General features: G+C 65.2%; 18 protein-coding genes, 1 tRNA gene and 1 pseudogene. 15 read left to right on the top strand and 5 right to left on the bottom strand.

Going from position 1 to position 21234, the window contains the following annotated elements; all coding sequences use genetic code 11:
- Window positions 1-136 precede the first annotated feature (136 nt).
- From ACFYY8_RS29200 to cutA, 10 genes and pseudogenes are all read left to right on the top strand, one after another.
- The gene (locus tag ACFYY8_RS29200; protein WP_390046357.1) at window positions 137-403 is read left to right on the top strand and encodes a hypothetical protein; all 267 of its coding nucleotides are present in this window, start codon (window positions 137-139) and stop codon (window positions 401-403) included.
- Window positions 404-547: 144 nt separating this feature from the next.
- Window positions 548-1578, top strand: a pseudogene (locus ACFYY8_RS29205) (IS5 family transposase).
- A 467-nt stretch (window positions 1579-2045) separates the two neighbouring features.
- Window positions 2046-2591 carry a transposase gene (locus tag ACFYY8_RS29210; protein ID WP_390046359.1) on the top strand — a complete coding sequence of 182 codons (546 nt, stop codon included), beginning with the start codon at window positions 2046-2048 and terminating at the stop codon, window positions 2589-2591.
- A complete protein-coding gene (locus tag ACFYY8_RS29215) occupies window positions 2561-3118 on the top strand; it encodes a transposase (protein ID WP_390046362.1) in 558 nt (185 codons plus the stop codon). Before ACFYY8_RS29210 ends, ACFYY8_RS29215 begins: the two co-directional genes overlap by 31 nt.
- 470 nt (window positions 3119-3588) lie before the next feature.
- A complete protein-coding gene (locus ACFYY8_RS29220; RefSeq protein WP_390046365.1) occupies window positions 3589-4137 on the top strand; it encodes a DUF4365 domain-containing protein in 549 nt (182 codons plus the stop codon).
- A complete protein-coding gene (locus ACFYY8_RS29225) occupies window positions 4134-5414 on the top strand; it encodes a hypothetical protein (RefSeq protein ID WP_390046367.1) in 1281 nt (426 codons plus the stop codon). Before ACFYY8_RS29220 ends, ACFYY8_RS29225 begins: the two co-directional genes overlap by 4 nt.
- A 650-nt stretch (window positions 5415-6064) precedes the next feature.
- Window positions 6065-7810: an N-6 DNA methylase gene (locus ACFYY8_RS29230; RefSeq protein ID WP_390046369.1), complete on the top strand. Its 1746-nt coding sequence runs from the start codon at window positions 6065-6067 to the stop codon at window positions 7808-7810.
- 107 nt (window positions 7811-7917) lie between these two features.
- Complete coding sequence (locus tag ACFYY8_RS29235; RefSeq protein ID WP_390046370.1) at window positions 7918-9057, top strand: hypothetical protein; 1140 nt, start codon at window positions 7918-7920, stop codon at window positions 9055-9057.
- Entirely contained in the window at window positions 9057-12236 is a 3180-nt protein-coding gene (locus ACFYY8_RS29240) for a type I restriction endonuclease subunit R (protein WP_390046371.1), read from the top strand. The genes ACFYY8_RS29235 and ACFYY8_RS29240 overlap by 1 nt, the downstream gene beginning before the upstream one ends.
- Before the next feature lie 325 nt (window positions 12237-12561).
- Window positions 12562-12939: a divalent-cation tolerance protein CutA gene (gene cutA / locus ACFYY8_RS29245; RefSeq protein WP_390046373.1), complete on the top strand. Its 378-nt coding sequence runs from the start codon at window positions 12562-12564 to the stop codon at window positions 12937-12939.
- Here the strand turns inward: cutA and ACFYY8_RS29250 are convergent.
- The 3 genes from ACFYY8_RS29250 to ACFYY8_RS29260 all read right to left on the bottom strand — a co-directional run bounded on the left by ACFYY8_RS29250 (window position 12899) and on the right by ACFYY8_RS29260 (window position 14644).
- Window positions 12899-13246, bottom strand: a complete 348-nt coding sequence (locus ACFYY8_RS29250; protein ID WP_390046375.1) for a hypothetical protein — start codon at window positions 13244-13246, stop codon at window positions 12899-12901. The genes cutA and ACFYY8_RS29250 overlap by 41 nt on opposite strands.
- 292 nt (window positions 13247-13538) lie before the next feature.
- Window positions 13539-13628 (bottom strand) — tRNA-Ser (locus tag ACFYY8_RS29255).
- A 452-nt stretch (window positions 13629-14080) separates the two neighbouring features.
- Entirely contained in the window at window positions 14081-14644 is a 564-nt protein-coding gene (locus ACFYY8_RS29260) for a YceI family protein (protein WP_390046377.1), read from the bottom strand.
- A 101-nt stretch (window positions 14645-14745) separates the two neighbouring features.
- Here ACFYY8_RS29260 and ACFYY8_RS29265 point away from each other — a divergent pair, with 101 nt between their 5' ends.
- Window positions 14746-15258, top strand: a complete 513-nt coding sequence (locus ACFYY8_RS29265; RefSeq protein ID WP_390046379.1) for a MarR family winged helix-turn-helix transcriptional regulator — start codon at window positions 14746-14748, stop codon at window positions 15256-15258.
- Here the strand turns inward: ACFYY8_RS29265 and ACFYY8_RS29270 are convergent.
- Window positions 15218-15727, bottom strand: a complete 510-nt coding sequence (locus ACFYY8_RS29270; protein WP_390046381.1) for a SigE family RNA polymerase sigma factor — start codon at window positions 15725-15727, stop codon at window positions 15218-15220. The two genes, ACFYY8_RS29265 and ACFYY8_RS29270, sit on opposite strands and share 41 nt — an antisense overlap.
- A 306-nt stretch (window positions 15728-16033) precedes the next feature.
- Here ACFYY8_RS29270 and ACFYY8_RS29275 point away from each other — a divergent pair, with 306 nt between their 5' ends.
- Both ACFYY8_RS29275 and ACFYY8_RS29280 read left to right on the top strand, forming a co-directional pair.
- On the top strand, window positions 16034-17011 hold the full coding sequence (locus tag ACFYY8_RS29275; protein WP_390046383.1) for a hypothetical protein: 978 nt from the start codon (window positions 16034-16036) through the stop codon (window positions 17009-17011).
- 5 nt (window positions 17012-17016) lie between these two features.
- The gene (locus tag ACFYY8_RS29280; RefSeq protein WP_390046385.1) at window positions 17017-17862 is read left to right on the top strand and encodes a MauE/DoxX family redox-associated membrane protein; all 846 of its coding nucleotides are present in this window, start codon (window positions 17017-17019) and stop codon (window positions 17860-17862) included.
- Window positions 17863-17986: 124 nt separating this feature from the next.
- On the opposite strand, the gene ACFYY8_RS29285 is transcribed toward ACFYY8_RS29280, so the two are convergent.
- Complete coding sequence (locus ACFYY8_RS29285; RefSeq protein WP_390046387.1) at window positions 17987-19168, bottom strand: AAA family ATPase; 1182 nt, start codon at window positions 19166-19168, stop codon at window positions 17987-17989.
- Between the two features lie 380 nt (window positions 19169-19548).
- Here ACFYY8_RS29285 and ACFYY8_RS29290 point away from each other — a divergent pair, with 380 nt between their 5' ends.
- Together ACFYY8_RS29290 and ACFYY8_RS29295 are read left to right on the top strand one after the other, a co-directional pair.
- Window positions 19549-20307 (top strand): M15 family metallopeptidase, encoded by a 759-nt coding sequence (locus ACFYY8_RS29290; protein WP_390046459.1) that lies wholly within the window; start codon window positions 19549-19551, stop codon window positions 20305-20307.
- A gap of 54 nt (window positions 20308-20361) precedes the next feature.
- Complete coding sequence (locus ACFYY8_RS29295) at window positions 20362-21225, top strand: NUDIX domain-containing protein (protein ID WP_390046389.1); 864 nt, start codon at window positions 20362-20364, stop codon at window positions 21223-21225.
- Window positions 21226-21234 lie beyond the last annotated feature (9 nt).

Below are 21234 nucleotides of genomic sequence, written 5' to 3' on the forward strand. Positions count from 1 at the left end.
CGCGACGGTAGGGACGTCCCTACCGTCGCGCACCGACGGGGGTGGGACGGCCTTCTCACCACCACGTTCGCCGATCAGGTCGTCCACGCCTCATACGAGATCGCCCAGTGCGCGGTGCCGGGCTACGGTCCAGCGCATGGAGTGGCGACATGGCTGCGTCGGCCCGCACAGCTGCGGCGAGAAAAGGTGTGGAAGGCGCTCCTGCGGTAGGCCGGGGTTCGGGACGTTCGGGCGCGCGACGCCCGTCACACCGCCCGTCGAGCAGGGCGTGAACATCCGCGTCGTTCAGGAGGTGCTCGGCCACACGCGGGTCACCACGACCGCGCGGTGCGCCCGCGCCTCCACACCGCCGATGCGCGACGCCGGGGAGCGGCTGGCCTCCGCTCTGTGGGGCGAAGCTTGAGCCTTCGTCGCGACTGGAACCACAACGGGAAGCCCCACAAAGATCAGAAAGGCCCTCCCCCCGTTCTCCCCTTTAGGAGCTGTTTGGGGTTCGGATCTCGGTGGGGCCGGAGAGCGGGCTGGCTGTGGCTGGTAGAACTCGGACGTGGCGCGTTTTGATGTGACGGATGCCGAGTGGGCGTTGATCGAGCCGTATCTGCCGGTGGCGGCTACCGGGCCGTTGCCGCGGCGGGTGCGGGATCAGTTCAACGGGATCCTGTGGCGCTTCCGTACCGGTTCGGGCTGGCGTGATGTGCCGGAACGGTATGGGTCTTGGTCCACGCTGTATTCCCGGTTCAACGGTTGGGCCAAGGCCGGGGTGTTCCAGGACTTGATGGATGCGTTGATCGCTGAGGCCGCTTCGCGGGGGCAGGTCGGACTGGAGGTGGTCAGTGTGGACTCCACGATCGTGCGGGCGCATCAGGAATCGGCCGGGCTGGCGGTGGCCGGGGAGACGCTGGATGCGCTGGAGCAGGCGCTGACGGAGGAAAAGGGGGTTCCACTTGCGGAGCAGCCGCCGGTGCTGCGGGTGATGCGCCGCAGGTCACCTCCAGCGCGGACAACGCGGATGATGCGGATGCGTCGCCGGGTGGGGATCGTGCCGCCGCCCGGCGACGCCGCAGGGCCCGTGCTGCGGTTGCCGGGCTCGGCCGGTCCCGAGGCGGGCTGAGCAGCAAGGTCCATGCCGCGGTGGATGCCGCCGGGTTGCCGTTGGCCTTCGTGCTCACGCCCGGCCAGGCCGCCGACTGCCCGCGTTTCGTCACCGTCCTGAACAAGATCCGTGTTCCCGGCCGGGTCGGGCGGCCGCGTACCCGCCCTGCCGCGGTGGCGGCGGACAAGGCGTACTCCTCCAAGGCCAACCGCGCCTACCTGAGGAAACGCCGCATCAAGGCGGTCATTCCGGAGAAGAAGGACCAGGCTGCCAACCGCAGGAAGAAGGGCAGCCGGGGTGGTCGGCCTGTCAGCTGTGACACCGGTATGTACAAGGAGCGCAACACCGTTGAGCGCTGCTTCCAGAAGATCAAGACCTGGCGGGGTCTGGCGACCCGCTATGACAAGGCCCCGGAAAGCTATGAAGCCGGGCTCTATCTCCGAGGCTCGGTCATGTGGTTGAAGCTCCTCACTTCAACCACATGATCCGAACCCCGAACAGCTCCTAGTACGGATCTGGCACGCGATCATGATGCCGATCTCGTTCCTTGCTGCGGTGCTGTGTCCGAATGCCCGATGGTCCGGGGCTGAGGAACGAGTCCCAGACCATCGATCGCCCCCAACCCTGCACGGCGATCAATCACCGCAAGGCGATCGTAAGAGCGCTGCCCCTCCGACAGCGGTTTTCAAGAGCGCTACGTTCCGAGCGGAGACAGAGCCTCCGACCAGGGCGGTAGCGTCTTCTCGTCCCTCGCCATCGAAGATCGTCCTGCGCACGTCCCACGACGACTATTCATCGACCTTGGCGGGCCTGGCGCGCTCTCGCAGCTGGCGTAGGCGATCGTCATACTGACCGGCGCTGACCTATCGGCCTTACTGACGGAGAAATCCGGGCGTCATGAGGTGCGCAGGGCGCTCATCCCCGCTGTTTTCCCAGGTGGCAGCCTAGAGGTATGAGGTACTCCGACAGAAGCGGAGGACTGTCCGACACCGAGCGGGAGCGGCGCGAGGCACTGCGACTGCGGGCAGCGGACATGTTCTCCGGAGGAATCGCCCCGCCGCGGGTGGCCCACCTGCTGGGCATGACACGCAAATCCGCCTGCGAGTGGCACCGCACCTGGCGCAACGGCGGCAAAGCCGCACTGCGCTCCAAAGGCACCGCCGGGACCGGCTGCAAGCTCACCGACGAGCAGACCAACCGGCTGGAGGCGCTGCTGGGCCAGGGCGCGGCCGCGCACGGCTGGGACGACCAGCGCTGGACCAGCGCCCGCGTCGCGATGCTGATCGCCGAGAGGTTCCACATCCGCTACACCCCACGCGGCGTGGCCTACCTGCTGACGCGACTGGGCTGGTCGTTCCAGGTGCCCGCGCACCAAGCCGCCCGACGCGACGAAGAGCAGATCGCCACCTGGGTCAAGCGGACCTGGCCCGCGATAAAAGCACCCGGGCGGCCTGGGGCTCCTGGCTCGTGTTCGCCGACGAGTCGGGCCAGAGCCTGAGACCGCCTAAAGGACGAACCTGGGCGCCCCGGGGGCATACCCCCGTGCTGGAGGTGTCCTACCGTGGACGGGGCCGAGTTTCCATCGCCGCACTGATCTGCGTCAAGCCCGGGATGCGAACCCGGCTCCTCTACCGCACGATCGTCTATCACCGGCGTGTGAGCGAGGGCAAAGGCTTCGGCGTCGCGGCGTTCAAGGCCTTGCTACAGGCCGCGCACGTCCAGCTCGGCGGGCCGATCTCACTGGTCTGGGACAGCCCGCCCGAACACGTCTGCGCCCAGATGCGCACCTGGATCGCCGCGCGTGAGGACTGGCTGCTGGTCTACCGGCTGCCACCATATGCGCCTGATCTCAACCCGGCCGAGGGCATCTGGGCCGGCCTGCGCGCCAAGCTCGTCAACTTCACCGTCCGCAACATCGACGAGCTCGCGGCCCTGATCAAGAGCCGACTCAAACGCATGCAGTATCAGCCCGGGCTCTTGGAAGGCTTCATCGCCGAGACCGGCCTTACCCTCTCCGACTCGTAACCTCCAGCTTTCTCTCTCAGTACGCATGAGGGCGCATTCAGACGACTGACGGTCGGCAAGAGTCGGTGAAGTCAATGGAGGATGAGGGTGTCGAGAACGGACTACCGCACCGCAGAGTCCTAGATTTCTGCTCTATCGACTCCCAGTAGGGCCAAGTTAATAATGACCTAATATGGTTGATTTGTACCGACTTGCGTGCTTTAGGGAGGCAAGGACGAAGGCCAGGACTGAAGCAAATCGAGGAGGTGGCCACAAGTCCCTAGGGGCCACATTGGCGAACCGGACAAAAGATATCTTATGGGTTGATCGTCGGGCGAGAAGCATGAAATAGCTACCACTAGTAACGGTTTGGGTACGCAAGATAAGTTGGGACTTGCTCCATCTAGTCTTATTGATCCACCCTGATACTGCATAAGTCTGTCCAAGTCGAGGTATAGGACAGAAGCAGGCCACAACAGGGAGTCGACTGGATGACGATCGTGGTCCCCCGCACACCTGAAGACCCTCTTCGGGGAGATCTTCGACTCAAGAGTCGCATGGAGATGCTCCAGGACAGCTACTTAAGAGCAGTCGCGGCCGCGGCGGGTTGCACTATGGCAAAACCAGACCCCGACGACGGGATCGACTGGGTATTGAGCCATAATTCCGGACTACACACAGTAGATTCTCAGATAGACATAAAAGTCCAACTTAAAAGCACATATCAATATGATCCGAACCCACCCAATGGGCATGTTAGTGTTAAGCTAAGCAATGATCGCCTAGTGTTTATGGCTGCAGAACCGGTCATTATTCATCGAGTTCTTGTTGCAATGATCATACCTAAAGAAGTCGCTGCATGGGTAGTTGCAACTCACGACTTTCTCAGCCTCCGTCATTGCGCATACTGGGCTGTCCTGACGGGCCTGAAGCCTACTGGGAAAGAAGAAACCAGTGTAAAGGTTTCCACCGCAAACGTCTTCGACGACATCGCCCTTTGTGCGATTATGAAGCGCATCGGAGCTGGAGGGAAGCCGTGAGTAACATCTCAATCCGCCAGTTGGCAACAGAGATATCTCCCAAAGAACTCGCTGTCGTACTAGAGCGAGTGGGCTGGTCGCAGTACGGAGGGCAAGAGGGGCTTTACTCTCGCTGGCGTGCTCCAGGAGAGGAAAATACGCCCAGCCTTCTACTTCCCTTAGACAGGAGTATGGCTGATTACTTTGATTTATTCCAACAGGCTTTAGCTGCTCTACTGAAGAGAGAGTCGAAGGCTGAAAAACTCTTAAAACGATTAAGCCGAGACACAGTTCCGCTAGGGGATGAAATTAGATTTCGCAAGGAAGTCACCACAATCGCAGGAGCCATCCCGTGGCTCTTAGGTGAGAGCCTAATCGAATCTGCTCGACTGGCGCTTCTTGCTTCCGCGAAATCTAGAAAGTCACCTAAATCGTACTTCGGCAACGCCAATTCGAAGTTTGCTTACTCGTACCTAAATAGCGTACTCATGGGGCAAACCGATAACTCTAGTTACGTAATTACAGCGTACGCCCCTGTAGACCAGCTTTTCTATGAAAGACCGAAAGATGAAGGCTCTACACTGCCCGGCATAGGCTCCCATACAGGGCGCGATATAACAAAGACCTTCATCAATTCTCTGGAGTCCACACAGGAGGCCATAGAACATTTTGAGCGCTCATCATCAATGTCAGGTTTCGACAATGGGGTGCGCAAAGGGATTTCCTACGAGCTTATCTATGCACTTCAAGGTGTTCTTGAAAATTCCGATGGAGCAGACATTTCCGTCTCCTGGAAACCTGCGTCTAGTCTTGATGAAGATGGCTTCTTGGAGCCGGTGACCCTGGAGTTCGAGCCTAGACATGCAGTTATCTTAGAGAAAGCATGTACCCATTTAGCAGTAACTTCTTCTTCTGAGATAGTAACAATTATGGGAGCGGTCACACTTCTCGATCGGCCCAATCCTGGAAGTCCCGGAGTTATACGCGTTGAGGTAGTAAGTGGATCACCCGCAAGAAAAATCCGTGTACGACTCGAAGAGGATCAGTACAGGATTGCTTTGGAAGCGCACAGAAATGAGATCGGGATCGTCTTGACCGGGCGTCAAGAAAAGGAGGGTCGATATTATTGGCTGCACGACGCCCGTGACATTCGCCCCATTGAGCTTCCTGGAAATCTTACAATGCAAGCTGTAAGATCAGTACAGTACGTCTCAGGCCAAACGTCAATAGAAGGAGCAGAACGGCGGCGCGCTCCAATAGCGGAACTGGAACACCGGAACCCGGAAGAAGCCGAATAGGGTAAACTTTTTTCTCGTCCCATCGGGCACGCGGCAGACACGGCATTAATCTGCTCCTCCCCGCACGGGGTACGGCTTGCTGTAGACGATCCGGCACGACACGGGGATGTCGGCTGGCACCGGAAACTATCACCACTCCGCACCTCGGGGAAGCATGCCAACCTGGAAACTTGCGGATTAAAAGATCGCCCTTGGGTTGTTCCGGACGGTTCAATGCGGGTCAGGGGGCATGTGCGGTCCATCCTGAACGCCCCTGTATCGCAACCCGAAGTGCAACCCTGGTGCCCGGCGGGCCGGAGCCAAGGCACGAAGCCCTGGACCATCGATCGCCCCCAACCCTGTACGGCGATCACGCCCCGCAAGGCGTCGGCCACGGTGCTTCGGAGCGGCCCGACCCAGTGCGGCCTGTGCGAGGCGGAGTTCTCCGAGGGCTGCCTGTTTTCTTGCTGCCCGCGCTTTGTGTCGGCCTCCTCCGCTACGGTGCGGGCAGGCCTGAAATTCCGCCTGCCTCCCGAGTACGCAGGAGGCCGAGGTGCGCGAAGATGGCTTGATGACGCCTCGTTAGCGGACATGGGTTGCCTTGCGTGGGCGTGACTACCCCAGTGGGCCGGCGCGGCCATGCACGTTGAGTGATTCCTGTGAGGAGCCTTGTGAGCACGCTGGGTAGTTTCATCTGGTCGATCGCCGACCAGCTTCGGGGCCCCTACCGCCCCAACCAGTACGGGAACGTGATCCTCCCGTTCACGATCCTTCGGCGCCTCGACTGCATCCTGGAGCCGGACCGCGAGACCGTCCGAGACCTGGCCGCGACCTACGAGAACCCGAATCGGCTCCGGATCGAGGTCAAGAAGGCCACCGGCTGGCCGTTCTACAACACCTCGAAATACAGCTTCGCCAACCTTCTGAAGGACGCGGACGGGCTTGAGGACAACCTCGTCGACTACATCGACCGGTTCTCCGCCGATGTCGATGTGTTCGAGTACTTCGACTTCAAGAAGGAGATCATCGCCCTGGAGAAGGCCGGTCTCCTGCGCGAGATCGTGAAGTCCTTCGGCGCCGTCGACCTGCACCCCGATGTCGTGTCCAACGCCGACATGGGGGACGCGTTCGAGTACATCATCCGCAAGTTCAACGAGGCCGCGAACGAGACCTCCGGTGACCACTACACGCCGCGTGACGCGATCCGGCTGCTGGTCGACCTTCTCTTCGCCGAGAAGGACACCGATCTGGGCGAGGAAGCCATCGTCCGCACGCTCTACGACCCCACCGCCGGCACCGGTGGCATGCTCTCTCTGGCGGAGGAGCACCTGCTCACGCAGAACCCGGACGCCCGGCTGAGCCTGTACGGCCAGGAGTACAACCCCCAGTCGTACGCGATCTGCAAGTCCGACCTGCTCGCCAAGGGCCACGACGCGTCCAACATCGCCTTCGGCAACACGCTCACCGACGACGCCTTCAAGGGCCGCCAGTTCGACTTCTGCATGTCCAACCCACCGTACGGCGTCGACTGGAAGCAGTACGCAAAGGCCGTCACCAAGGAGCGCGACGAGGCCGGCCGGTACGGCCGCTTCGCGCATGGCCTGCCGGCCACCTCGGACGGGCAGATGCTGTTCCTGCTGCATCTGGCGCACAAGATGCGCGCCCCCGAGGACGGCGGTGGCCGGGCCGGGATCATCATGAACGGCTCACCGCTCTTCAACGGCGCCGCCGAGTCCGGCCCGTCGAACATCCGCAGGTGGCTGTTGGAGAGCGACCTGGTCGAGGCGATCGTCGCGCTGCCGACCAACATGTTCTTCAACACCGGCATCCCTACCTACATCTGGATCCTCGACAACAGTAAGCATCCCGAGCGCAAGGGCCTGGTCCAGCTCATCGACGGCACGTCGTTCTGGACCAAGATGCGCAAGAACCTCGGCAACAAGAACCGTGAGCTCAGCGACGCCGACCGCGTCGAGGTTCTCCGGCTGTACGCCGACTTTACCGACGCCGACTCCGACTTTTCGAAGGTGCTGCGCAACGACGAGTTCGGCTACTGGGCCATCACCGTCGAACGGCCCCTGCTGGATGAGGACGGCAAGCCCGTCGTCGACCGCAAGGGAAAGCCGAAGCCCGACTCCAAGAAGCGCGACACCGAGAACGTGCCGTTCACCTACGGCGGCTCGACCGCCGGTCCTACGGGCAGGATCGAGGTCATCCAGACCTACTTCGACACCGAAGTGAAGCCGCACGTACCCGACGCCTGGATCGACTGGACCAAGGTCAAGGTCGGTTACGAGATCCCCTTCACCCGCCACTTCTACAAGTACACCCCGCCCCGCCCTCTCGCCGAGATCGACGCCGACCTGGAGAAGCAGGTCGCCAAGATCCTTGACTTGCTGCGGGAGGTCGAGAAGTGACCAGGATAGAGTGGCCGAATTTCCCGCTCAAGCGAGTCGTTAGCTCCATCCAGAGTGGAACCAGCGTCAATGGAGCGCCATGGCCAGCCGTCGCCGATGAGCTAGGCGTGCTCAAGACGAGTGCCGTTTACGGCGGAATTTTTAGTCCAGAAGAGAATAAGCAAGTGGATGCCTATGACTTAGACAGAGTTTCGTGTCCGGTGCTGGCTGGCTCGCTGATCGTGAGCCGGATGAACACGAAGCAACATTTGGGGGTCGCTGCTGCAGTTGGTCAGGGCTTCCCGAACCTCTACCTTCCAGACCGGCTGTGGGCCGTGAGATTCAACGGCGCTGAACCGCGGTTCGTCGATTGGTGGACGAAGACGCCAATCTACCGATCGCAGGTCGAAGCTGCGAGCGTCGGGACGAGTTCCTCGATGCAGAACATCAGTCAGGGCGATTTCCTTGAGATTCGGATTGACCTCCCGGACCTTGAAACGCAGAGGGCTGTCGCCGACTACCTCGACCGCGAGACTGCCCGCATCGACACACTCATCGAGGAGCAGCAGCGTCTGATCGAGATGCTCCGCGAGCGTCGCCAGGCGGCGATTGAGGAGGCGGTGTCCATCATCGCTACCAGCGGGGCGCGACTGAAGCACATCATTCGATCGGTTCGGCAGGGGTGGAGCCCGCAGTGCTACTCGTGGCCAGCCGATGGTGTCGAGAGTTGGGCCGTTCTTAAGGCTGGAGCGGCAAACGGCGGTCGTTTCCGCCCGATGGAGAACAAAGAGTTGCCGGAGGACGAGATCCCGCGCCTGGAAATCGTCGTAACTCAAGGTGACCTCATCGTGTCGCGCGCCAACACCCGTGAACTGGTTGGCAGCGCGGCAGTGGTCGAGGGCGACTTCCCGCGGCTCATGCTCTGTGACAAGCTCTACGCCTTCTCGCTCGATGAGAGCCGAGCCGATTCGCGGTTCGTAGCGATAGTGCTCGGAAGCCGCAGATGGCGCGATCTGATCGAATTGGAGGCGACCGGCGCGAGCCACTCTATGCTCAATATCAGCCAGTCCGATATCGGGAACCTCCCGATGCCGCTGCCCCCTGTGGATGAACAGCGCCGCATTGTCTCGCACTTGGACAGTGAGACCTCCAAAATCGATCAGCTCATCGCGGAAACGCAGTGCTTCATCGAGCTCGCCTATGAGCGCCGCTCCGCGCTGATCACGGCCGCTGTGACCGGCCAGATCGACGTACGCGAGGCGGTGTGATGGCCGACCACAACGAGGTCGTCTTCGAGACCGAGATCTGCGAGTACCTCGCGGCCCATGGCTGGCTGTACTCGGCCAACGACACCGGTTATGACCGTGAGCGGGCGCTGTTCCCCAAGGATCTGTTCGATTGGCTGGAGGCGACCCAGAAGCCGGCGTACGAAAAAGCGTTGAAGGCGGCCGGGTCGCAGGCGAAGTTCCTCGATGTGCTGACCACGGCGCTGGACAAGCCGCTGGAGCATGGCGGCGGGATGCTGAACATTCTGCGGACCGGGGTGCAGTACATCGGCGGTGGCCGATTGAAGATGGCGCAGTTCCGGCCCGAGACGACGCTGAACGCGACGACGAACGCGCACTATGCGGCGATGCGCGTGCGGGTGATGCGGCAGGTGCACTTCTCGACCGCCGACCAGCGCAGCATCGACCTAGTGTTCTTCGTCAACGGGCTCCCGGTCTCGACGGTGGAGCTGAAGACCGACTTCACCCAGTCACTGAACGAGGCGATCCAGCAGTACCAGAAGAAGCGCAACCCGCTGACCAACGGCCGGCGCGAGCCGCTGCTGTCATTCGGGCACCGGGCGCTGGTCCACTTCGCGGTCTCCAACGACCGGGCCGCGATGACGACCCGATTAGAGGGCGAGAAGACACACTTCCTGCCGTTCGACACCGGCTTCGACGACGGTGCCGGGAACCCACCTGGTGCGGACGGGAGGTCGGCGACAGCGTACCTGTGGGAGCGGGTCTGGGAGAAGCACTCCTGGCTCAACATCGTCGGCCGGCTGATGATCGTGGAGACCAAGGAGGAGTGGGACCTCGCGACCGGCACGTCGGTGCGCCGTACGAGCATGCTGTTCCCCCGGTTCCACCAGTGGGAGGCGGTCACGGACATCGTGGCCACCGTGGCCGAGGAAGGTGTCGGCCGGCGTTACCTGATCGAGCACTCCGCGGGGTCGGGGAAGACGAACACGATCGCCTGGACGGCGCACCGTCTCGCGCGGCTCCACATCGGCGATGAGAAGGTCTTCGACTCGGTCATCGTGGTCGTGGACCGCACGGTGCTCGACGGGCAGCTTCAGGACGCGATCCGGCAGATCGACGGCAGCGGGAAGATCGTTGCGACGATCAGTCCCGAGGATGTGCGCAAGGCCGGTGCGAAGTCGAAGTCCGGCCTGCTGGCCCAGGCGCTGAAGAACGGTGAGTTGATCATCGCGGTGACGATGCAGACCTTCCCGCACGCACACGATGAGATCCGGGCCGACTCCAGCCTGAAGGGTAAGCGGTTCGCCGTCATCGCCGACGAGGCCCACTCCTCGCAGTCGGGGCAGATCTCCTCGAAGCTGAAGCAGGTCCTGACCGCCGAGGAGATCAAGGAGATCGAGGACGGCGGCTCGGTCGACGTCGAGGCGATCCTGGCCTCGGAGATGGCCGAGCGGGCCGAGTCGGAGAACATCTCCTACCTCGCCTTCACCGCGACCCCGAAGAACAAGACCCTGGAGCTGTTCGGCCGCACGGGGTCGGACGGCAAGCCGCACGAGTTCCACCGGTACTCCATGAAGCAGGCGATCGAGGAGGGCTACATCCTCGACGTGCTCAAGGGCTACCAGTCCTACGACACCGCGTTGAAAATCGCCGGCAACGCCGGGAGCGGCGACGGTGGCGAGGTCGAGGAGTCGGCCGCGCGCAAGGGGCTGATGAGGTGGGTGCAGCTGCACCCGACCAACATCAGCCAGAAGGTGCAGATCATCGTCGAGCACTTCCACACCAACGTCGCCCACCTGCTGGAGGGCAAGGCGAAGGCGATGGTCGTCACCGACTCGCGCAAGGCCGCGGTGAAGTACCGGAAGGCGATCGACGCCTACATCACCAAACGGGCGGCCGAGGACGCGTCGTACAACTACCGGGCTTTAGTCGCGTTCTCCGGGTCGGTGTCGATGACCGAGAACGACGAGTGGAGCCAGGACTGGGGGCCGACGCCCTCGAAGGACGACGAGTTCACCGAGGTCAAGATGAACCCCGGAGCGGGCGCCGACTTAGCGGCGGCGTTCAAGGGCGAGACGTACAAGATCATGCTGGTCGCCAACAAGTTCCAGACCGGCTTCGATCAACCGCTGCTCTCGGCGATGTACGTCGACAAAAAGCTCGCCGGGGTCGCCGCCGTGCAGACGCTCTCCCGGCTCAACCGAACCCACCGCACCGCCGGCGGGGAGCAGAAGGCCAAGACGTTCGTCATCGACTTCGTCAACAAGCCCGACGACATCAGGACCGCCTTCGAGCCGTACTTCACCAACGCCACCCTGGAGACCGAGACCGACCCGTACATCGTCGTACACCTCGCGAACAAGCTCGCCCAGGCGGGGATCTACACCGAGGAGCAGGTCCGCCAGGTCGCCGAGCTGTGGGTCACCCGCAAGGGCAACAACGCGCTCTCGGCGGCGATCAGCCCGGCCCAGCACGACTTCCGGCGTCGCTACGCGGCAGCGATCGAGGCCGAGGACAAGGTCACGCTCAACACCCTCGACCTCTTCCGCAAGGACGTCTCCACCTACGTGCGGCTCTATGACTTCATGAGCCAGATCGTCGACTACGGCGACCCGTACATGGAGATGCTCTCGATCTTCCTCCGCCTCCTGGAGAAGGTCATCGCCGAGTCCTCCTGGAGCGCCGACGTCGACCTTTCCGACGTGGTCCTGGTCGGGGTGAAGCACACCAAGAGGATCGCCGTCGACATCTCGCTGACCGGAGACGGCGAACTGAAGGGGATCAGCGCAGCAGGAACCGGCACCAAGAAGGAGCCGAAGTACGTCGCGCTCCAGGTCGTCATCGACAAGATGAACGACCTCTTCGGCGCCGATTCGTTCGCCGAGTCCCAGATCCGGGAGTTCGTGCAGGGGCTCGTACAGCGGCTGCTCGCCGTCCCGAAACTGGTCCAGCAGGCCCGGACCGAGAACAACTCGAAGAAGCAGTTCATGGAGTCGCAGGACTTCCAGTCCGCCGTCATTGAGGCTGTCGCCGACAATCAGGAGGCGCACAACACCATGGCCGACTACTTCTTCACCGATGGGCCTGCGATCAAAGGGATCATCATGGCGCTCGCCGACGCGTTCTACGAGGCCGCGATCGACAAGGGGCAGGCCGGCCTTGCTCAGGACCTTGAGGTATCCCCTCACAGTTCCCCCTGAATCGCCCCATGGTCAGTGGAGACCGAACCAGTACAGACCGCACTCACGTCCTCCGGTGAGCCGTGCTGAGGAACGAAGCACGGATCGTCGATCGCCCCCATCCCGTGCGATGGCCAGCCATGCAATGGCGATCGTGAGGGCTGTATCGGTGCGGCGGCGCGGCAACCCAAGAGCGGAGGGTTCGGTCCGTGCGGTGGCGCGTGTGTGCGGTGGGCGGCCCGGAGTCCCGCGTCGGCCGGGACCGGCCCCCAGGCCGCACGCCCGGACGGCGGGCGGGCGCAGGGCCGGGGCGCGGCGGCGCGCCGCGCCGCCGCGCTTGATACCCATGAGAACAATTCGGCAGTGTTGCAGCGTGGTCGGGAACGCTTCGGATTGTGTAGAGGTTCGGGTCACTGTCGGCAGCCGCGGGGAGGTGTCGCGGGTTTGTTCGGCAGTGGTGGAGGAGCGGTTGGCCGCTGCGGCTCAGGTCGTCGCGTCGCTCGAGTCGGTCTACTGGTGGGCCGGGGAGATCTGGCGTGCTGATGAGTGGCTGGTGGTCATGATGACGACGGTTGGCCGGTTCGAGGCTCTGGCGGTGCGGGTGCGGGAGTTGCACTCCTGTGAGGTGCCGCAGATCGTCGCTGCTCCCCTGGTGGCCGGGACGGCTGACTATCTGGAGTGGATCAGGCGGGAGACGTCCCCAGAGCCCGGCGGATGGAAGTGATGTCTCCCAGGAGTTCCCGGGCGGCCTGGTCCTTCTGCCCGGCAAGGGTCTTTTCGACGGTGGCGAGGTGCTGTAGTCCCCAGGTGGATTCGCTGCGGCGGGCGGATTCCAGGGCGCGGCGGGCGTAGGTGACACCCTCGGTGATGTCGCCGATCTGGAGTTGGGCCTGGGCGATGTCGGCGTAGACGACGGCGACCTTCTTGTGGTCAGTGTCCTGCGCGACGGCCGACAGGGCTGCCTGTCCGGCTTCAATCACCCGGTGGTCGTCGCCGAGCCGTACGTAGGTGGACAGTTGGAAGGCGGCCATCCGGCCGGCGTCCAGGAAGCGGGTCCAGGCGCGTTCGCGGTGTGGGCGGGCACGGCTGTAGGCGTCTTCGGCCTGGTGCAGAAGGCTGACGGCGCGTCGGTCTCCGAGGGCGGCGAGCTCCTCGGCCTGACGGCTGAGCAGCCAGGCCCGGGTGGCGTCGTCGCCTTGGGCGGGCAGGAACTGCTGGGCCTGACGTACGGCCTCGTGAGCGGCGCGGCTAGAACTGCGACGGAGGCCTCTCAGAGATCAAAAAGGCCCTCCCCCCGTTTCCGGGGAGAGGGCCTTTCGTCTGCGGAGGCTCGGGGATTTGAACCCCGGATGGGCGGTAAACCCAAACCGCATTAGCAGTGCGGCGCCATAGACCTGACTAGGCGAAGCCTCCTGGTTGCCGAGTGGCTCAGCATAGAGTACCGGCCATCAGGCGAGGCAGCAAAGCGGTTCCCGCAGACGCCGTGTCGGGGAGGCGTGTACCAGTTATCCACTCCTGTGGATAACTTTGTGCACACCTGTGGACGATCAGCGATTCTCGCAGGCAGACACGGCTGCGAGTCTGGGGATTCCCGCCAGACGAGACGTCCGGTACCACCTGACGGAATATCAACTTCCCAGGAAAGCCGGAGGGTACGGCCTCGACCCCACAGGCGAGCGCTGGACCCGGGCCCAGCGGACCCAAGACCCGGCTGGACCCAAGGTCGCAGGAGTGTTCGCACCCGGAAAATCCACAGGCTCCCTCCCGAACACCGGAAAGGAGCCTGTGGACAACGAATGCCAGGCGACAAGGAAACCCACAGGTTCCCTCCCGCGCACCGGGAGGGAACCTGTGGACGACGACTGTCAGGCGGCGGGGTTGGCCTCGCCCTCGATCTCGATCTTGATCTTCTTGCCGACCAGGACGCCACCGGTCTCCAGGGTCTGGTTCCAGGTCAGGCCGAACTCCTCGCGGTCGATCTCGGTCGTGATGGAGAAGCCCCACAGGGACTGGCCCCAGGGGTTGGTGCCCGCGCCGCCGTACTCGACGGTGAGCTCGACCGGCTTGGTGACGTCGCGGATGGTGAGGTCACCGAGGACGGTGAACTCGTCGCCGGAGTGGCCGACCACGCGCGTGCTGCGGAAGGTGATCTCGGGGAACTTCTCGGTGGCGAGGAAGTCGTCGCCACGCAGGTGGCCGTCGCGGTCGGCGACACCGGTGCTGATGCTCTCGGCCTTGATCGTCAGCTCGGCGGAGGACTCAAGGGGGTTCTCGGCGACGGTGACGCTTCCGGCGAACTGGTCGAAGTGACCGCGGACCTTGCTCACCATCATGTGCTTGACCACGAAGCCGATCCTGGTGTGGGCGGCGTCGAGGTTGAAGGTACCCGCGGCGGGGAGCTGAAGGTTCTCCCAGGTCCGAGTGGTCATGACTACTCCCGAAGAGGTGCTTGCAGTGCGGATGTTTGCGTCAACAGATTTCTACATGAGGAATATTCCCCACGTCAACCATCATCGGTTAAAGTGGAGCGGTGACCTCCTTTGACGACTCCCGGTTAACGGCCATGGGCCTGTTCGCCGAAGCCTTCGGCGGCCTGCTGGCGAAGACCCACACCTCCTTCGCCGAGGCGGGGCTCTCGGACATCGACTTCGAGACCCTCATCCGGTTGGCACGTTCCCCCGGCAGGCGTCTGCGCATGAGCGACCTGGCCGCGCAGACCAGCCTGTCCACCAGTGGGGTGACCCGGGTCGTGGACAGGCTGGAGCGTGAGGGACTGGTCGCACGGCAGGCGTGCGCGACCGACCGCAGGGCCTCCTACGCCGTGATCACCCAGGCGGGCACGGACCGGCTCACCGCGGTGCTCCCTCGGCATCTGGCGGACATCGAGGAGTGGTTCACCGGCCTGCTCCCCCCCGAGCAGCTCGATGTCTTCCTCGACATGCTGCGGACGATCCGCGACGCCGTACGGCCGTGCGCGACGGCCGGGGCGGAGTCCGGGGAAGCTAGCGCTGGGGCTCCGGCTGCCGCTGCTCCGGAATCGTGAGATCGCCGCGTAGCCGTGCCATCGCCCTGGAGACCGTGCTCTTGACGGTGCCGACGCTGATGCCCAGCGCCCTGGCGATCTCCGGCTCGGTCATGTCCTCGTAGTAACGCAGCACGACGGCGGTCCGCATCCTGGTCGGCAGCCGGTCGAGGGCCTGTTCGACCTGCTCGGGCAGATGGTCCGAGCCGCTGACGAGGGCGGGTTCGGGGATCTCCTCGGCGGGATACTCCTCCAGCTTGCGCCGCCGCCACCAGGAGATGTTGATGTTGACCATCGCCCGGCGCACGTAGGCGTCGAGCGCCGCGCGGTCGTGGATGCGGCCCCAGGCCAGGTAGGTCTTGAACAGGGCGGCCTGGAGCAGGTCCTCGGCGTCACTGGGATGCCCGGTGAGCTGACGGGCCGCGCGCAGCAGTGTCGGACCGCGAGCAACGACGTACTCGCGGAACTCCTCATGGATTCCGCCGCTCACCGCGATCACCAGCCTGTGGTCAGGTGTGCCTCGTGGCCAGAATCGCAGCCAGAGCCCCTAAACCGGCTGAACCGGAACCTATATTTTGTCCCGTCAACAGCAAAGAACACCTCCCCCAGGCAGAGGTGTCCCAAGTCGGAGTCGGGTACTGGTTTGCCCTAGAACGGGGAATGACGCGTTCCACCGGGAGGGGGAATTTTGCTACCCCGCCACCCCACCGACAGGATTATTGGCCGAAGCGAACGGCGAGACTCCCGTGAGCGTGTGACGCTGACCGGGAGACCTTCGTGAAACATGGGAGTGACGATGCCGTATCGCAGCGCCGACCGCCGCCGCGTGCTGGCCGCCGCCGTGCTTGGCAGATCCCTCGACTCCCCCGGCTCCTCCGACGAGCGGGAGCCGGACCCCGAGGCCGACTCGGAGGAGGGGGAGCCCCTGCGTTCGATCACCGGCGAGATCCTGGACGTGAGCCCGCACCTGATCGTCGTGGAGACCCCCGAGGGGGAGGAGGAGCGGCTCGTCATCGCGCCGTGGGCGACCGCCTGGCGCGGTGAGAACGTCTCCCCCACCGACCTGCCGGTCGGTGCCCACGTGATCGTCAGGGCGCTGCAGGGCGGCCGGGTCGTCGACCGGATCTGGGCCGACATCACCCGCATCACCGGCGTGATCCAGTCCGTCGGCAGCGGCCGCAGGGACCTCACGGTCGAGCTGTACTGCGGGCCCCACCGGGGCCGGCGCACGATCGTCATCCCCTACGGCGCCTCGGGTCGCCTGCGGGTACGGCACCCGCAGTTCGAGCCCGGCTACCTGTTCGACGCCATCGGAATCCGCGAGGACGGCGTCGCCCACGCCCGTCTGCCCGCGACCTCCCAGCCGCCCTACCGGTGGACCTCCGTGCCGAAACCGCCTCCCGGGTACGGCGCGCAGGCCCGCATCTCGGGCACCTCGACCTGGTCCGACACCTTCGACTGGGGTGAGCGGGGCGTGGCCTACCCCATGCTGGAAAACGCCGACAGCGACTGCCAGGACGCCGGAGTGTCCTGTACGGCGCTGCCGTACCTCGCGCTGGGCTCCGCGCTCAGCGTGCGCAACGTGTGCGCCGGGCGAACCTCGGTGCTTCCGATCGTGGCCTGCGGCTGCCTGGCGGGCCGGTTCTGCGACCGCTGCCTGGAATGCGGCACCTCTCCCCGTGGCCGGATCGTGGAACTGTCGCCGGTCTCCTTCGTGGAGCTCGGCGGGGAGCTGACCAAGGGGTGTTTCAACGCCCGGGTCGGATTGGGGTGACACAGATGCTGACGATGATCGCCGCCGCGCAGCTTCCGGTGCTGAGCGCACTGCTCGTCGCGGGAGCGCTCGCCAAGGTGTGGACGGCCAGGGGCGAGGCGGAGCCGGGCGTGCTGAGCAGGCTCGGTCCCGCGGTGCTGGTCGCCGACCACTGGCGCGCGCCCGCCATGCTCGGCTGCGCGGCCGGTGAGGTGGTCCTGGTCGCCGGGCTGGTGACGACGGGCCATCCGGTGTTCCGCTGGGGTACGGCCGCGTTCTTCGCCGTGTCCACCTACGTGCTGTGGGAGCTGCGGCGACGCCGTCCGGACGTGGGGTGCGGCTGTTTCGGCGAGGTCAGCGCGGTGCCGGTCGGGCTGCGCTCGCTGGGGCGCACCATGGTGCTGACCGCCATGTCCCTCGGGCTGGTCTGGACGCCGGGGGTCCCGGGCTGGGCGCTGCTGTCCGGTATGAACTGGACGCAGGCGGTCGCCGCCCTGGGTGGGCTGCTGGTGCTCGCCGTACTGTCGCCGGAGATCGAGGAGGCGGCGGCGCGACTGCGGTATCGCGCGCCGTGTGAGCAGCGCCCGCTCGACCCCGCGCACGCCCTCGGCCGGCTGCGGGCGAGCGCGACCTGGCGCTCGCACGTGAAGCTGCTGTCGAGCACCGAGCCCGTGGACAGCTGGCGTGAGCTGTGCTGGCGGTTCTTCGTCTACGAGGGGCACAGCCACACGGGTGAGCCGGTCGACGTGGTCTTCGCGGTCTATCTGAGCGGGCGGCACCCGGCGGTGCGGGTGGCGATGGTCGGCTTCGACGGTCAGCCGGTCGAGGAGATGTCTCTGCTGGAATCTATGCCCGTATCGGCTGGACGCTAGAGACTTCTAGATCTTTCCAGCGGTTCCATTCAGCTCTATACGGCTCTCTAGCTTCCCCACTAGAGAGCCGTATAGAGGGCTAGGGCCCCGTGTAGACCGTGACACCACTATATCGAACATGTGTTCAAACGGGCTGAGAACGCAGGAACTTTCCGAAGTGCGGCACCGTGAACGCGATGAATCCGCGTTCGGCGCTGTAGATCAGGCCCTTCTTGATGAGGCTGTCACGGGCCGGGGAGAGGCTTGAGGGCTTACGGCCCAGCCCCTCGGCGACCTCCGCGGTGGCCACCGGCTCGTCCCCGATGGCGGCCATCGCGTGCATGTAGTCACGCTCGGCGGGTGTCGCCCGCTCGTATCGGCTGCCGAAGAAACCGACCGCCAGCTCCTCCTCCGCCTCGGGCGCGGAAACTTTGATGTCGTCGGCGGTGATCGGGCTGCTCAGCGCCAGGTCCCAGGCCACCTTGCCGTAGGCCTGGACGAAGTAGGGGTAGCCGTCGGCCGCCTCGTAGAGGGCGTCGAGGGCCTCCTGGGTGAACTCGACCCCCTCGCTCTCGGCGGGGGCGATGAGCGCCAGATCGGCCGCCTCACGGTCGAGCCGGTCGATCCTGGCGTAGCGGAACAGCCGCTCGGAGTAGCTCTTGCTGGCCGACAGCACGCCGGGCAGGTGCGGCAGTCCCGCGCCGACCACGATCAGCGGGCCGCCGCTCTGGGACAGCTCGTGACAGGCGGCGCAGAGCGCGGAGACGTCCGGCGCCTGCACGTCCTGCATCTCGTCGATGAACAGGGCGATGCCGACCCCCAGGTCGGTGGCGACCCCGGCCGCGTCGACGAACAGCTCGGTGAGGTCGATCTCCAGGTCGCCCGAGTCGGCGCGGCCCCGGCTCGCGGGCACGTCGATGCCCGGGGACCAGTGCGAGGTGCCCTTGGCCGCGCTCGGGTCGCGCATCGCGAAGGCCTTGAGCACGCCGAGGAACTCCTCGATGCGCTCCGGCGCGCGGTGCCGGGGGGCGAGCTCACGGATGGCCAGGTGCAGCGCGGCGGCGACCGGGCGCCGGATCGACTGGTCGGGCCTGGCCTCGATCTTTCCCGTGCCCCACAGCCGCTGCATGGCCATGGACTTGAAGGTGTTCAGCAGGACGGTCTTGCCGACGCCGCGCAGACCGGTGACGACCATGCTGCGCTCGGGACGGCCACGGGCCACCCGCTCCAGGACGATCTCGAACTGCTGCAGCTCTCGGTCGCGCCCGGCGAGCTCTGGAGGGCGCTGCCCCGCGCCGGGGGCGTACGGGTTGCGCACGGGGTCCACGGTCTCGGACTTTATGACGGGATATAGCGGCCGAGGTAGATTTCCGTAGAAAGGACTACGGCGTGTCGCACGAGGCCGTGCGCAGGGGTGCGCCGCGGGAACGTGGGGTGTCTCGGGCACCGCGAGCATCGCCATGACACACCCCCATCTGGGCAGACACCGCCCGAACCCGTGTTCGATCCGGTGCGACCGACTGTAGCGCTCCTTCGAACACCTGCGCGGGATTTTCGCCAAAAACCTCGGCCAAGGAACGTCAGGGCGCGGGCGACCGTACGGGGCGGTGAGACGCGGCGGCTACCCTTTGTCACGTCAGGTGGCCGGACGACTACCACGATCCGCCCGGCGTGCGGCGACGACAAGTGAGAGGCTCACGACTCGTGATGCGTAGTATCCAGACGACGCTCGCGGTGACCACCGCCTGTCTCATGGCCTGTCTCGCGACGGCGTGCGGCACGACCACCGCCCAGCGGCCCGCCTCCGGTTCCCCCGTCTCCCAGACCTCCGCCGCCGATGAGACGGTCCAGGAGACGGCGCCCCCGGCTCCGGGCTCGACCCCGAGCCGTACGGCCCCGCCGAAGTTCTCGGCCACGGTCTCCAAGGTCACCCGTGAGCAGGTCAAACACTCCTGGCGGCCGGGTTGTCCCGTCCCCCTCGACGGCCTGCGGATGATCACGATGACCTACTGGGGCTTCGACGACAAACCCCACACCGGCAAACTGGTCGTGAACAAGGACGCGACCGAGGCGATCACCAAGGTCTTCGGCCGCCTGTACGACTGGCGCTGGCCCATTTACAAGATGGAGCCCGTCAACGCCTACAAGGGCGACGACTTCGACTCCATCGACGCGAACAACACCTCGGCGTTCAACTGCCGCGCGGCGACCGGGTCGAGCCACTGGTCCCAGCACGCCTACGGCAGGGCCGTGGACATCAACCCCCGCGAGAACCCCTACGTCTCGGCCGACGGCTCGGTGGCGCACAAGAACGCCAGGAAGTTCGCCAAGCGCCCGGTGGACGCCCCCGGCGTGGTCAACCCCGGCGACCGGGTCGTCAAGGCCTTCGCCCGGGTTGGCTGGGGCTGGGGCGGCGACTGGTCGGGCATCAAGGACTACCAGCACTTCTCCGCCGGCGGAAACTGAGCGGCCGCCCCTCGATCAGGACCGGCCGGAAGAGGCGGTGCGATGATGGAGGGCATGGCGGCCAAGGACGGGGACGGGTGGATCGAGTGCGCGCTCGGCCATCGGCACTGGGGGGTGTACGGCGCGGCCGGGCTGCTGGCCGTACATCATGACGACGCCGGGACCCCGCGTGTGCTGATGCAGGAACGGGCCGGGTGGAGCCATCACGGCGGCACGTGGGGCCTGCCCGGTGGCGCGCTCGACAGTCACGAGAACGCCGTGGCGGGCGCGTTCAGGGAGGCCGGTGAGGAGGCCGGGCTGGACGGCGACGACCTGCGGATCCAGGGCGTCTACGTCGACGATCACGGCGGCTGGTCCTTCCACACGGTGATCGCCGCGACGCCCCGGCTGCTGGACGCCCTGCCCGCCAACGACGAGAGCGTCGACCTGCGCTGGCTCACCCCCGACGAGATCCCCGACAGGCCGCTGCACCCCGGTTTCGCGGGAACCTGGCCGGTGATCGGGCGGGCGCTCGGTCCCGTGCTGGTCGTGCTCGACGCCGCGAACATCGTCGGCGCCCGCGCCGAGCACGGCTGGTGGCGTGACCGCGCGGGGGCCACCGCCAAGCTGGTCTCCGAGGTCGGCGCCCTCGCGGCGAGCGGCGTGCGCGCGCTGCCCGCCAGGACACCCACGCTGACCAGGTGGTTCCCCAGGTTCGCCATGGTGGTCGAGGGAGCGGCCCGTGATGTCCCCGGGGTCCCCGGGGTCACGATGATCTCCGCGCCCGGCAGCGGTGACGACGCCGTCGTGCGGGCCGTACGGCAGGCGCCGGAGTGGGAGCACGTCCTGGTCGTCACCGCGGACCGGGGACTGCGCGAGCGGGTCGTCGCGCTGGGCGCGGACGTGACCGGTCCCAAGTGGCTGCTGTCCCAGCTGTGAACCGGAGGA

The organism is Streptosporangium sp. NPDC001559 (assembly GCF_042893955.1).
GTDB lineage: Bacteria > Actinomycetota > Actinomycetes > Streptosporangiales > Streptosporangiaceae > Streptosporangium.